At 43.9% G+C, this 14,405-nt stretch carries 11 protein-coding genes and 1 pseudogene; 4 read left to right on the top strand and 8 right to left on the bottom strand.

From position 1 onward, the window contains the following. Positions 1-64, bottom strand: a pseudogene (locus H5300_RS28350) (helix-turn-helix domain-containing protein); the annotation flags it as partial. Positions 65-238: 174 nt separating this feature from the next. Between H5300_RS28350 and H5300_RS15710 the strand changes: the two are divergent. Beyond that, positions 239-730, top strand: a complete 492-nt coding sequence (locus tag H5300_RS15710; protein WP_182796373.1) for a hypothetical protein — start codon at positions 239-241, stop codon at positions 728-730. A gap of 9 nt (positions 731-739) precedes the next feature. Here the strand turns inward: H5300_RS15710 and phoU are convergent, their stop codons facing one another. The 4 genes from phoU to H5300_RS15730 form a co-directional block, all read right to left on the bottom strand. Then, positions 740-1,438 carry a phosphate signaling complex protein PhoU gene (phoU, locus tag H5300_RS15715; RefSeq protein WP_004735072.1) on the bottom strand — a complete coding sequence of 233 codons (699 nt, stop codon included), beginning with the start codon at positions 1,436-1,438 and terminating at the stop codon, positions 740-742. Positions 1,439-1,511: 73 nt separating this feature from the next. Then, positions 1,512-2,330: a phosphate ABC transporter ATP-binding protein PstB gene (gene pstB, locus H5300_RS15720; RefSeq protein WP_004735071.1), complete on the bottom strand. Its 819-nt coding sequence runs from the start codon at positions 2,328-2,330 to the stop codon at positions 1,512-1,514. Further along, positions 2,331-4,040 (bottom strand): phosphate ABC transporter permease PstA, encoded by a 1,710-nt coding sequence (gene pstA / locus H5300_RS15725; RefSeq protein WP_004735070.1) that lies wholly within the window; start codon positions 4,038-4,040, stop codon positions 2,331-2,333. 111 nt (positions 4,041-4,151) lie between these two features. Continuing rightward, complete coding sequence (locus H5300_RS15730) at positions 4,152-6,368, bottom strand: ABC transporter permease subunit (RefSeq protein ID WP_182796374.1); 2,217 nt, start codon at positions 6,366-6,368, stop codon at positions 4,152-4,154. A 200-nt stretch (positions 6,369-6,568) separates the two neighbouring features. On the opposite strand from H5300_RS15730, the gene ppk1 reads away from it, so the two are divergent. Then, on the top strand, positions 6,569-8,665 hold the full coding sequence (ppk1, locus tag H5300_RS15735; RefSeq protein ID WP_182796375.1) for a polyphosphate kinase 1: 2,097 nt from the start codon (positions 6,569-6,571) through the stop codon (positions 8,663-8,665). Next, positions 8,656-10,167, top strand: coding sequence for an exopolyphosphatase (ppx, locus tag H5300_RS15740; protein ID WP_108202923.1), 1,512 nt, complete (start codon positions 8,656-8,658; stop codon positions 10,165-10,167). The genes ppk1 and ppx overlap by 10 nt, the downstream gene beginning before the upstream one ends. Positions 10,168-10,256: 89 nt before the next feature. Here the strand turns inward: ppx and H5300_RS15745 are convergent, their stop codons facing one another. The 3 genes from H5300_RS15745 to phoB are packed head-to-tail and all read right to left on the bottom strand — an operon-like array spanning position 10,257 to position 13,252. After that, on the bottom strand, positions 10,257-11,234 hold the full coding sequence (locus tag H5300_RS15745; RefSeq protein ID WP_102511000.1) for a PstS family phosphate ABC transporter substrate-binding protein: 978 nt from the start codon (positions 11,232-11,234) through the stop codon (positions 10,257-10,259). Next, positions 11,231-12,529, bottom strand: a complete 1,299-nt coding sequence (phoR, locus tag H5300_RS15750; RefSeq protein ID WP_004735065.1) for a phosphate regulon sensor histidine kinase PhoR — start codon at positions 12,527-12,529, stop codon at positions 11,231-11,233. Before phoR ends, H5300_RS15745 begins: the two co-directional genes overlap by 4 nt. 33 nt (positions 12,530-12,562) lie before the next feature. Further along, on the bottom strand, positions 12,563-13,252 hold the full coding sequence (gene phoB / locus H5300_RS15755) for a phosphate regulon transcriptional regulator PhoB (RefSeq protein WP_004735064.1): 690 nt from the start codon (positions 13,250-13,252) through the stop codon (positions 12,563-12,565). A gap of 193 nt (positions 13,253-13,445) precedes the next feature. On the opposite strand from phoB, the gene rdgC reads away from it, so the two are divergent. Next, positions 13,446-14,360 (top strand): recombination-associated protein RdgC, encoded by a 915-nt coding sequence (gene rdgC / locus H5300_RS15760; RefSeq protein WP_182796376.1) that lies wholly within the window; start codon positions 13,446-13,448, stop codon positions 14,358-14,360. Positions 14,361-14,405 lie beyond the last annotated feature (45 nt).

A 14,405-nucleotide genomic window follows, 5' to 3' on the forward strand; every position in this document is an offset into this window, starting at 1 on the left:
ATGACGTGCCATCTAAGTATTGCTTAGCAATGATACATTTTAGCTCTCGGCTATATTTGGACATAAAAAGACCCCCAATAATTGGTGTCCAACTATTGGGGGTCAGTTCACTAAGCTGGCTTTTTACAATCAGTCAATTGCTGGGTTTTAACACCTCATCAAAGTTGACTCACTTTTGAACAATTCTCGAATCAAAATTCATTGCAGCCACGGACGGCTAATTGCTTTAGGTATTTTTATGAAGATAAAAACTTCCCTGCTTTTACTTTCTGTCCTCTCCACTTCCGTTTCAGCAAGTGCTATTCATTTATCCCCAGAACTAAAGATTGGTTCTTATCATGGCTTTGGAGTACAGGCGGGTATTACTGATGTGGCAAGTTTAGGTGCCGTTTACCTAAGCTACTCTCATATTTGGTATGACAGCGATCGATATGATGAAATGGTTGATGCGTATCGCGTTGGTATCCAGAACATGTTTGGAAGAAACCAAAACCACGGCTTTCAGGCTGAAATTGGTGTAGCAAGCTATGACGGTACAAAAACGCGCTCAGGCGAAGTTGAAGAGAAGACAGCACATGGTTTAAGCATAGGCGGTGCCTACGTGTACCAAGCGACACCAATGCTTGGGCTACGTGCAGGTGTTGATATGAATATCTTTGATCACAATAAAACCTTTGTGCCTTACGACACGACGGTCAATTTCAATCTTGGTGCCATTATTAGCTTTTAAAGGCTCGACCTACTTCAGTGCGTCATCAAGGCTTTGATCGCCTAGGTGACGTACATCTTTACCCTTTACAAAGTAAATAATGTATTCGCAGATATTTTGGCAACGGTCGCCCACTCGCTCAATCGCACGAGCTGACCACATCACCTGTAAAATATTTGGGATGTTCTTAGGATCTTCCATCATATACGTCATTAACTGACGAATAACTGCCTCGTATTCCGCATCCAACTTATCATCAAGTTTGTGAACTTCTGCCGCAGCATCGACATCCATACGAGCAAACGCATCTAATACTTGGTGAAGCATGGTGATTGCCTGGCGACAAAGAGGCTCTAATGAGACATGAAATTTTTGCTCTTTGGTCGAAGGGATCTCGATCGCGCCTTGAGCAATTTTAGAGGCAACATCGCCAATACGTTCTAAGTCGGTAATGGTTTTGATGATCGCCATAATCAAACGCAGATCTTTTGCTGTCGGCTGACGCTTAGCAATAATACGAGTACATGCTTCATCGATTGAAACTTCCATCGCATTCACTTTGTGGTCATCACGAATCACTTTCTTGGCCAGTTCCGCGTCATCTTTATGCAGAGCTTGCATCGCAAAGGACAACTGCTGCTCTACCAATCCACCCATGGTTAATACGTGTGTACGGATAGATTCTAATTCGACATTAAACTGTCCTGAGATGTGGCGACCAAAATGCATGTCAGCTCCTTAAAAGAAATGAATAAAGCCTTTTTGTAGAGTGACTTAGCTCTAGATGACGCCTCTGTAGAGGTTAGCCATATCTACCAGTAATGTAGTCTTCCGTTTGATTTTTCAATGGAGACGTAAAAATTGAGTCCGTATCTGAGTACTCGATCAATTTTCCCATATGAATAAAGGCAGTATGGTCACTCACACGCGCCGCTTGTTGCATGTTATGAGTGACAATAACCACGGTATATTGTGTTTTAAGTTCGTTAATCAACTCTTCAATCGTCAAAGTAGAAATAGGGTCGAGTGCCGAGGTCGGCTCATCTAATAAAAGCACTTCAGGTTCGATAGCAACCGCACGAGCGATAACCAAACGCTGCTGTTGACCACCTGATAAACCAAAGGCGTTCTCATGCAAACGGTCTTTCACTTCATCCCATAACGCAGCTGCACGCAGAGAGCGCTCAACCGCATCATCCAGATCTCGGCTGTTGCTCACGCCTTGTAGCCTCAAACCATAAACCACATTCTCATAGATAGATTTAGGAAAAGGGTTCGGTCGCTGGAATACCATGCCGACACGGCGTCTTAAAGTCGCGACATCCACCTTAGGGTGATACACATTCTTGCCATGAAGCTTCACTTTCCCGGAAACCTTACAGCCTTCAACAAGATCGTTCATGCGATTAATGCAGCGCAGAAGAGTCGACTTACCACACCCTGATGGACCGATAAACGCGGTCACCTGCCCCTTAGGAATCTGCATTGAAATATCATCGAGTGCTTGGCTCTCTTTATAATAAAGATTCAGCCCTTCAATCGAGATAGCGATTTGCTCATCCTTCAGGTTGTGTACATCAAGTGGTGCTTGGTAACCCAAGGTTTCATTAATCGAGAACATCTAATCTTGTCCTAAGGTTCGGTATTTTTCACGCAAGTTATTACGGATATTGATAGCGGTTAAGTTCAACCCAACAATCACCGTAACCAGTAAAAATGAAGTCGCATACACTAAAGGTCGTGCTGCTTCGATATTAGAAGTTTGAAAACCAACATCATAGATATGAAAGCCTAAATGCATGAACTTTCTTTCTAAATGTAGATATGGAAACTGACCATCCACTGGCAAACTTGATGCTAATTTCACTACACCCACCAGCATAAGTGGGGCAACTTCCCCCGCAGCTCTCGCGATTGCCAATATCAAACCGGTGATAATCGCAGGGCTTGCCATCGGTAAAACAATGCGCCAAAGCGTTTCAAATTGAGTAGCCCCAAGCGCCAATGAACCGTGCCTCACGGAGCTAGGAATACGCGTTAAACCCTCTTCCGTAGTTACAATAACGACGGGCAATGTTAATACCGCTAAGGTCAGAGCAGACCATAATAGACCTGGTGTACCAAATGTCGGAGCGGGTAATCGCTCTGCGTAAAACAAGGAATCGATTGAGCCACCGATGGTATACACAAAGAATCCTAAGCCAAATACGCCATACACAATCGACGGTACACCCGCTAAGTTAATCACGGCAATACGAATCAAACGTGTTAGTGCATTGTTTCTTGCATATTCATGAAGATATATCGCAGCAACTACGCCAAGTGGCATCACTACGATCGACATGAGAATAACCAGCAGCACAGTGCCGAAAATGGCAGGAAACACCCCACCTTCAGAGTTTGAGTCTCGTGGGTTCTCTGATAAGAACTTCCAAACTTGTTTGCCCCAATGCCCAACCTTTTCAAGATAAGACATATTATTCGGGTACCAATAATCCAAGATATGACTGAGCGAAATTTCAACCTGCTCTCCTGTCATATCTTCCACCAACAAGCTTTCGACATTGAGCTGTGTTCTAAGATGCTCAAGCTTTACTTCAGCTTCCGCTAACTGGCGATTTAGTTCCAGTTTAGTTTGAGTGTAGGTTTTAAGGTATTCATCGCTCACTGACTCATTGAGTTCAAGCTTACGTTTTTCTAAGCGCAGATTTTCCAATTGCCAACTGATATTGCGGATTTCTTGGTTCACAACACGCGACGTTTCTTTACGTAACGTATCAGCGAACGCCAAGCCTTGTTCGAGCTTTTGGTCTATGTTCGAATCAAAGGTGCCAGAAGCGGTTTTAAAACCCACAGGCTTACCAAAGAAATAACCACCTCGACTTCGTTCAATCACAATCCAATCAAGCGGCGTTGTTGGTTCACGTAAATTGACATCCAGAATGGAAACAAAATCCGCAGGATACAGTTCTCTGTTGGCGACTTTGATACTTAAGCGCTGAATTAGCCCCGTCGACAAATTTTGAGGCGACAAGAGGTCGTGTACTTGAGGAACTTGCTCTATCGGGATGTATTTACGTTCATACAACTGGCCAATCAATACATCTTGCTTTGATACCGTTTCGTCAAGATCGACCACTAACGATAGGTCTTTGGAGTCGACTTGCCATTGATATAAAGGAGCAGGCCAAAAATAGGTTAAGCCCTTCCAGCCAATCAACAACATAAGGCCAAGAACAGAAAGCATACTGATGCTCACCGCCCCGCCCGTAAGCCAGATCCACGGAGATCCCGATTTAACCCAAGATAATAATGACTTCAATTTGTTCATCATGATCGACCTTGCTCTTGACGTGCTGAAACCAAGAAACAGCCAAGTTCGCGAGATACGCTAGCCACGCAACGAAAAGCCATTGAGACACATTGAGGTGAACCTTTAAAACTACAGCGCACGATATTTATCTCTCAGTCTTTGTCTAACCCACTCTGCGACTGAGTTCACCGCGAACGTGAAAATAAACAGCAAGAGTGCCGCTAAGAACAACAAGCGGAAGTGAGAACCACCCACCTCTGATTCTGGTAGTTCGACAGCAATCGTTGCGGATAGCGTCCTCATCCCTTCCAAAATATTCCAATCGAGAATCGGTGTATTACCTGTAGCCATCAAGACAATCATGGTTTCGCCAACCGCTCGCCCTAGCCCCATCATGACCGCTGAAAAGATACCTGGGCTAGCCGTCAATAACACCACATAAATAAGGGTCTGCCACGCCGTCGCACCCAACGCTAATGAGCCATCGGATAAATGTTTAGGCACAGAGAAAATAGCGTCTTCGGCGATAGTAAAAATCGTTGGGATGACAGCAAAACCCATAGCAAAACCAACGACCAGCGCATTGCGTTGGTCAAAGTCGATACCATAACTCGCTAAGAAAGTTCGAATATCACCACCAAACAACAAGGCTTCAATGCTGTTTCCACCAGCAAAGACGGCCACCACAGTAATCACCAATACCGGGATCAATATTAAGGCATGCCAACCGTTAGAGAAACGACTCGTCACCATCTTCGGTAAGCAGAACCAAACAAACCCCGTCAACAATGTACTCAACGGTAATAACACCATTAATGAGAAGACGGCCGTTAAATGCGTTTCAACAATTGGAGCAAACCAAAGCCCGGCCAAGAATCCGATGATCACGGTCGGAAGTGCTTCCATCAGTTCTATCGAAGGCTTCACCACTCTTCGCATGCGTGGAGACATGAAGTATGCGGTGTAAATGGCTCCGAGCACAGCAACCGGCACGGCAAACATCATCGCAAACAGAGCGGCCTTAATGGTACCGAACGTAATGGGTACTAAACTGAATTTCTCTTCAAAGTCATCATTCGCCGAGGTTGATTGCCAAACATATTGTGGCTCAGGGTAGCTTTCGTACCAGACTTTTTGCCAAAGCGATGAGAATGATATTTGCGGGTATTCATTATCGACCTTAGCCACACTGATGGTGCCATCAATCAGCGTCGCCAGATGCAGTTCATTGGCAGACATAGCCGCTAATTGTGGTGATTTATCAAATGCGCGCTCGAACAGCGACAGCTTTTCACTGGTCGTATAGTGGCTTTGTAATGTGCCGTTCTTATAGAAGCTATAAAAACCCTTTCTATAAGTATCGGGCAAAATAAATTGCACTTGTTCAGCAAGTTGGAAGTCTCGAATATGGGTCAGGCTACGCTTTTCATCTTTGAGTACATCGAACCACTGAGAAACCTGTCCATCTTCATGCGTAACCAACAGTGAATAAGCTCCAGACAGTAAATCAATACTTTTCACCGAGTGCTTCGCATCATTCAAGCTAAGATCAATCACTTCACGAACATTGAAGCCGCTATCTGATAGCTTCAAAACCACTAAATCCGATTGAGATCGGAGATATAAGGTTTGGCCATCAGGTGTGACTAACAACTGTTGTTGCAAGCCCAACTTATCCGATAGCCATTGGCTCTTCTGAAAAACATACTGACCCGTAACGTCACTTTGGTACCACTTCACTAAGACTCGTTGGTCACTTAGCTGAGCGGCAACCGTGATACCACGTCCATTCTTAGAGAACGCGAATTTTTCGATTGTCGTCCCATTTGACGATTCATCATTTAAAAATGGTTCAGGGAGATCGATTTGCTCAATTTTAGGATCGGCTTCACTGCCCTTTTGCAGCACAGGCGCACTATACTCAGGATAGAAAAAAGTAAGGTTGCTTGCACTATCGGCAAAGGCAAACCAGTTTTCTGATGGGGTATTTCGAGAGAAGGCAACAGGATTGGCTAAAACATTTCGCTCAAAGTAAGAGTGTGTATTTTGAGACTCTAAATCCCAAAACTGCACCAAGCCAGATTTTTCGATAGTAAATGCATGCTGACCGTATTCATCAACAGATAAGGCGATAGGCTTTTCTACAGCAACGGTCTTTACGGCTTGGCCTGTCTCTAAACCAGTATCAGAAAACACCGGTAAAATGACCATCGCCAAGTAAACAAAGATCAATACCAGAGCAGCTAGAACACTGACGGCACCACATGTCACTGAAAAACGGACGAGACGATCTTTCAACCATCTTTTTTTGTCACGCTCTTTCAATGAAAATTGGGCTGAAGCCATCTGTTTATCTACCTTTTTTTAGCTACTGACATAATATGTACGTTAGATGACAATTATATTACAAGTTACGTTAAACAACTGAAACTAATAACAAGTTTGTTGACCATATTTCTTAAAGTAAGATCATAGATTTTGTGAATTTTGTCATTCTAAATTAAAGTAATCAGCTCTATAGCCAGCACTCAAGGATTATCATCTCGATGGAAAAAGACTATGTCACAAAAGAACTTAGCTGGTTATCCTTCAACGAAAGAGTGCTCCAAGAAGCAGCCGACAAGTCAGTTCCCTTAATCGAAAGAGTTCGTTTTTTAGGTATTTACTCAAAAAACCTCGATGAGTTTTACAAGGTCCGATTTGCTGACGTGAAACGAAAGATCTTACTTCAAGATCCTCAATTACCTGCCAACTCGCAGAAAACCTTACTCACTCAAATGCAGAGCAAAGCAAGTAAGCTCGATGCTCGATTCCACGAGTTGTATAACGACCTATTGTTGGAACTGGCGCGCAATCGTATTTTTTTGGTCAACGAACAGCAAATCAGCGAAGAGCAAAGTGAGTGGATCAAAAAGTACTTTAAGAAAAAAGTGCTGCCACATTTAACTCCGTTTCTCTTGAACGAAGATAGCCAGTTGCTCAATATTATCAAAGACGAGCAAAGTTACTTAGCCATCGACATTGAGCGAGAGACATCTTCTCAATATGTCTTACTCGAAATCCCATCAGAAGCCCTCCCTCGGTTTGTTAAGTTACCAGACACTTCTGGTTCACAGCGTACAACTATGATCTTGTTAGATAATATAGTTCGATTTTGTTTAGATGACTTGCTTAAAGGATTCTTTGAGTATGATTCATTACGTTGTTTTGCGATAAAAATGACGCGTGATGCCGATTATGATCTTCAAGAGAACAATGAAAGTAACCTATTAGAATCGATGTCTTTAGGTTTAGAACAGCGCTTAACGGCACTACCGATACGCCTTATCTATGAGTCAGAAATGCCAGCTGAAATGCTCAATTTCTTGCAAGTCAGACTTAAGCTGTCTGACTATGACAGTGTCATTGCGGGTGGTCGCTATCATAACTTCAAGCATTTCTGCGAATTTCCAAGCCTTAATAGGCGTGATTTAGTTAATCGCCCACTTCCCGCGATTAAGTGTGCGCATTTCAGCCACTACCCAAACTATTTCGAAGCGATCAAAGCTCGTGACATCTTGTTGCATTACCCTTATCACACCTTTAATCACATCACTGAACTCGTGAGGCAAGCCTCCTTTGACCCGAAGGTAACCTCCATAAAAATAAACGTTTACCGTGTTGCAGAAGGCTCAAAGCTCCTTAGCTCGATCATAGATGCTGCACACAATGGTAAGAAAGTAACTGTCGTCGTTGAGCTGCAAGCCCGCTTTGATGAACAAGCCAATATTCAGTGGACCAAGAAACTTCAAGAAGCCGGTATAAAAGTCATCCATGGCATCCCAAGTTTGAAAATTCACTCTAAGCTTCTGCTCATTAAACGGAAAGAAGGCAAGCATACGGCGCATTACGCTCATATTGGCACCGGTAACTTTCATGAAGTAACAGCGCGCGTGTATACCGATTTTTCTCTGCTCACTGCGAATGAAGATTTGACCCAAGAGGTGAGACAAGTCTTTAAGTATATTGAAAACCCTTATCAAAAATCACAGTTCAAACAACTGATTGTGTCACCAAAGAATACAAGAAAACGCCTGTATCAGTTGATAGATAATGAAATACAAAACGCGATAGAGAGCAAGCCTGCAAGCATCACTCTAAAACTCAACAATTTGGTCGACCGAGAGATCATTGAGAAGCTCTATCAGGCCAGCCAAGCCAATGTAAAAGTGAGAATGGTCATTCGTGGTATGTGCTCTCTCGTACCGGGAGTCTCCAACATCAGTGAGCAGATTGAGATTGTTAGTGTGGTCGATCGTTTTCTCGAACACCCAAGAGTGATGATCTTTGGTAACGCTGGAAAGCCGAAAGTCTATATATCTTCAGCTGACTGGATGACGCGAAACTTCGATCATCGGATCGAAGTCGCCACTCCAATTTTAGATCCAAATATCAAGCAAACCATTATCGATATCACCGAATTTCATTTCGATGACAGCAACAAAGCTCGAGTGCTAGACCAAGCGATGAGCAACCCTTACATAGAAGCACCAGCAAACCAACTCGAATACCCGACGTCACAACTCTCCACTTACCACTATATTAAACGTATGGAGAAACTTGCTCGCAAGAAGTACAAACAAGAGAAGAAATCATGCCGCTAATTGATAACAAACATTCTCGATGTATTGCCGCTATCGATTTAGGTTCGAACAGCTTTCATATGGTGGTTGCACGAGTATTCGATCAACACCTGCAATTAGTCAGCAGACATAAACAGAAAGTGAGATTAGGCGATGGGTTGGATGAGCATAACTTCTTATCCGAAAGCGCTATCGAGCGAGGTTTAGAGTGCCTCAAGGTATTCGCAGAACGACTAGCGGATTTTGAACTTGATGATGTCAGAGTCGTCGCGACTCATACCCTAAGAAAGGCTAAAAATACCAAAGACTTCTTAGAGCAAGCTAAACCATGGTTTCCTTTTCCAATAGAAATCATCTCAGGTCAAGAAGAAGCTCGAATCATCTATAACGGCGTAGAGCACACTCAAGCCGCTTCCGAATCCAAATTAGTTATTGATATCGGTGGAGGGAGTACTGAATTAGTCGCAGGGCAAGGCTTTACACCCCAAATAATGCGTAGCTTACCGATGGGATGCGTCAGTTTTACTCAGCGCTTCTTTGCCGATGGAGGGCTGACATCACAGCACTTCTCCGATGCTTATGTCTCAGCTACTCGCCTGTTGATGCCATTAATTGAAGAATACAAACAAATCTCTTGGGAAGTTGCCTTTGGCTCATCAGGTACCGCCAAATCAATAAAAGAGGTACTCATTGGCTTAGGGTTCACCGATGGTCTCATTACGCCGCAACGCCTATCCTATTTGAAGAACCACTTATGTGAATTTCCATCTTCTAAGGGATTAGACCTTTCAGGTTTAAGCGATGAAAGAAAGCCGGTGTTTGCCGCTGGCGTCACGATTCTTTCAGCAGCTATGGATATGCTAAACATCAATGAATTGCATTTCTCCGATAGTGCCTTAAGAGAAGGGGTGCTTTATGACATGGAAGATCGGTTTAAAGATATTGATGTTCGAACAAGAACCGCCGAAACACTTGTCTCTCGATACCATGTTGACGTAGTTCATGGCCAGAAAGTCAAAGCACTCGCCCTTTCATTACTGAAACAAGCGCAACCTCAGGTGAGTACTGCGGTAAATAATGAACTTTATGATCTGATTGGATGGGCTGCATTGCTTCATGAAGTGGGACAAAGCATCGCATTCCAAGGCTATCACCGCCATTCAGCTTATCTGCTTAAACATACGACTATGCCCGGTTTCAATACTGAGCAGCAGCGTCTGATCTCAACATTAGTTCGCTATCAAAGAAAAGCGATTAAGCTTAGTGACTTACCGGATCTCTCGCTATTCAATACAGGGCAGATAGCGTTGTTAATTCGAATACTGAGGATAGCAATCCTGCTCAATCGACAGCGAAACCAATCGCCAATACCGAATGTAAAATTAACCATTGAGCAAGATGAGAATTGGTGTTTAGAAGGAGATACCATCGACTGGTTAGCTGAAAATCAACTGCTTGATTATGAGCTCAAAGAAGAACAACGACGCTGGCAAGATGCTGGATGGTCGTTGAAGCTTGAATGATGCGCCAACAAAATAAAAACAGCCTGCGGCTAGCAAGCTGTTCATACGTTAGGTTTCTACGTTAACTTTCTACGTTCATAGTACCTAAATCAGAGTCCGATTTTTGCCAATTCTTGCTCTGCGAACTCTGACGGTATCGCTAAATAGCCATCTTTCTCTACCAGTTCTTGCCCTTGCTTTGAGAACACAAAAGTGAGGAACTCTCTTTCAACAGGAGAAAGTGGTTTATCTGGGTGCTTATTCACGTACACATAAAGAAAGCGAGATAGAGGGTAATCACCGCTCAAGATATTCGATCGAGTCGGCTCTACATAGTCAGAACCATGCTCTGCGATAGGAATTAACTTAACACCGGCTACTCGATAACCAATACCTGAGTACCCTATCCCGCTGATTGATGAAGCAACCGACTGTACAACCGATGCAGAACCTGGCTGCTCATTAACTCGGTTCTTGAAGTCACCGCCGCATAATGCGTTTTGTTTGAAATAGCCGTAGGTTCCCGAAACGGAATTACGACCAAACAGTTGGAATCGATGTTTCGCCCACGGTTGGTCAATGCCCAAATCTTGCCAATTATTTAGCGGCTTAGTCGCTCCGCAACGCAATGTCTCTGAGAATATACTGTCAATCTGGTGAAAGTTGAGCCCTTCAATAGGGTTATCACGATGCACAAAAAGTCCAATCGCATCGATAGCGACTCTCAGTGCTGTCGGCTTATAGCCATGCTCTCTTTCAAACGCTTCGACTTCTCGTAGGCGCATTGGACGACTCATTGGTCCAAGGTGAGCAGTGCCTTCCGTTAACGCAGGAGGGGCAGTAGAAGAACCAGAAGCTTGAACTTGAGCGTTCACATTCGGGTAGTAAGACTTGAACTCTTCCATCCATAATGTCGTCATACCCGCTAAGGTATCCGAACCAACAGACAATAGGCTCCCTGAAATACCCGGAACTTTAGCGTAATCAGGAAGTGAGTCGACACCCTGTTCGGCATGAACTGGGTTAACCAAAGCAAATGTTAACAATAAGCTGACGGGTAAACGCATCCTGCGAGTCAAACAACTCATGATACTGTCAATCGATTAGGTAGCGTGAAATGGAATCGGCTACCAACGCCAACTTCACTTTGAATTTCTAAATGTGAGTCATGATGGCTAAGCGCATGCTTCACAATCGCTAACCCAAGACCACTACCACCAGTATCGCGTGAACGCGCTTTATCAACACGGTAAAAACGCTCTGTGAGTCGATGTAAGTGCTGTGGTTCAATACCGTCTCCGGTGTCTGAGACATCCAAACACGCGCCTTGACTGGTTTGGTACCAACGCACCTTAACCGTTGCGCCCGGTGGTGTGTATTTGACTGCGTTATACACCAGATTCGATATCGCACTTCTCAGCTGATCTTCATCAGCTAAAACTCGTAGGCTCTTATCAATATCAAATTCAAGCTTATGTTCTCGATCACCACTTAAGCTTGCGGCTTCTTTTTCAAGAACCTCAAGCATAGCCGGAACATTCACCACTTCATCGAGCTCATGCATCGGTGCAGCTTCGATTTTTGAAAGTGTTAAAAGCTGATTCACTAGGCTGTTCATGCGATTCAACTGCTCGGTCATCACACCATGAGCCTTAGGCCACATAGGCCCAACGACCATGTCTGGATCTTCCGTCATTTCAAGATAGCCCTGAAGTACGGTCATTGGAGTTCGTAGCTCGTGAGAAACGTTAGCGAAAAAGTTACGACGCATGCCTTCTAGCTGTTTTAGCTGAGTAACATCACGTACTACCATGAGGTGTTCGCCCTCGGTATACGGCACGATACGCAGCTCGAGCATGCGCTCCACATTAAGTGGCGACGGCATCTCTAACGGCTCTGAGAAATCTTGTTTATTAAGGTACTTGATGAAGTCCGGCGTGCGGATCAAGTTGGAGATAGGTTGCCCAGAATCGTCTGGCCAGCGAAAGCCCAGTAAATATTGAGCAAGCTTGTTACACCAAACGATGTTTCCTTCACCACGAAACACCACAACGGCATCGGGTAAGGATTCAGCACCATTTCTGAAACGGCGGATCAGGTTAGTCAGTTCTTTTCTTTTACGACGCTGTCTCTGCTGCATACGATAAATACCGTTGAACAGAGATTCCCAGTTTCCAGAACCTGATGGTGGTGTTAAACGCTTTTCATCCCATAACCAAGCGGACAAACGCATTTGATAATGTAGATGCCAGCCGAGCTGCAATACCGTAGCAGCCAGCAATAACCAAGGTAAGTAGCCGAATATCCAACCGACTAAAACCCAAGGTGCGTAAAAAAAAGCCAGCTCCCAAGCCAGCTTTTTCCAGGTTAACTTTTCAACCATTCAGGACTCCGTAAACTGGGTAGCGAAGCCACATTAAGCCTTTGTAGAAAAACGGTAGCCCGCGCCGCGAACCGTTTGGATTAGCTTATCGTGACCTGCAGATTCAAGTGCTTTACGCAGGCGTCGAATATGTACATCAACAGTGCGATCTTCAACGTAAACGTTGGTACCCCAAACGTTGTTCAGTAGTTGCTCTCGACTGTACACACGCTCTTGGTGAGTCATAAAGAAATGCAGCATTTTGAACTCTGTTGGTCCCATATCAACTGGACCTTCGCTTGCGGTAACACGATGAGATACTGGGTCTAGCTTAAGACCTTGTACATCAATCACATCTTCTAGTGCAGTAGGCGTTACACGGCGGATAACCGCTTTCAGGCGAGCAACAAGCTCTTTTGGTGAAAATGGCTTGGTGATGTAATCATCAGCGCCCACTTCTAAACCACGCACCTTATCTTCTTCTTCGCCACGAGCCGTCAGCATCACCACTGGGATGTTGCGAGTTAACTCTTCACGCTTCATGTGCTTGATAAAGTTTATCCCGCTACCACCAGGTAGCATCCAATCTAGTAATACTAGATCTGGGAAAGGTTCACATAGCTTGTTTACCGCTGTATCGTAATCTTCAGCCTCTACTGCTTGGTAGCCTTTTTGTTCAAGTACAAAACACAGCATCTCACGAATAGGTGCTTCATCTTCAACGACCAGAATCCTTCTCGACATAATTGAATAGCCTTAGTATTTAATCAACGCATTGCATTATCTGGTTTAATTATGACACTTTTGTGACCTTTGAAAACAAATTTTCATATAACTGTCTCAAACATTTCACTTTTAATTTTTATTGCAGGTATAAGACAAATGGATCGAAATCTCCTATGATGAGCGTCTTCAGATAAAGGTATGAGAAATATTTATGTGGTTTAAGAATTGCCTCGTCTATCGCTTTAATCGTGATATAGACTTCAACGCAGATCAGCTAGAGAAACAACTTGAAGAGTTCCGTTTTACCCCTTGTGGTAGCCAAGACAAACAGAAGTTTGGTTGGGTAAATGCGATGGGTAGACACGGCGATATGATGACGCACGTATCAGAAAACCGCATTCTCATCTGTGCAAAGAAAGAAGAGAAAATGCTTCCTGCTTCTGTGATCAAAGATTCATTGAATGCAAAAGTAGAAACGCTTGAGGCAGAGTCTGGTACTCCTCTAAAAAAGAAAGAGAAAGACAGCCTAAAAGAAGACATCATTATCGATCTTCTTCCTCGTGCTTTCAGCCGCAGTAACTTCACTTACGCCCTGGTCATGCCGAAAGAAGGCTTTATTGTGGTTGATGCTAGCAGCTACAAAAAAGCTGAAGATGTATTGGCATTACTACGTAAAACTATGGGTAGCCTGCCAGTAGTGCCTGCTATTCCAGAGCAAGCGATTGAAACGACCCTGACAGAGTGGGTAAAATCAGGTGATACGCCTCAAGGTATCACTATGCTTGATGAAGCAGAGCTAAAGTCTATTCAAGAAGACGGCGGCATTGTTCGAGTTAAGAAACAAGAACTAGAAGCTGATGAGATTAAAAACCACATTGAAGCCAACAAAGTTGTGACTAAGCTTCTGATCAACTGGCAAGATCGCATAGAGTTCATTCTTGCAGAAGATGGCAGCATCAAACGCCTTAAATTCAGTGATGAACTAAAAGACGAAAACGACGACATTCCTCGCGAAGATCAAGCTGCGCGTTTTGATGCAGACTTCTCTCTACTTTGTGGTGAGTTCAGTGTTTTCCTTCCAAACCTATTTGAATCATTAGGCGGGTTAACTCAACCTAACGCTTAATTGTTCCGATTTAGAGCTCAGGTGTCGACGAGATCTGAGCTTGTT

It is taken from the genome of Vibrio sp. SG41-7, from assembly GCF_014164465.1.
Lineage (GTDB): Bacteria > Pseudomonadota > Gammaproteobacteria > Enterobacterales > Vibrionaceae > Vibrio > Vibrio splendidus.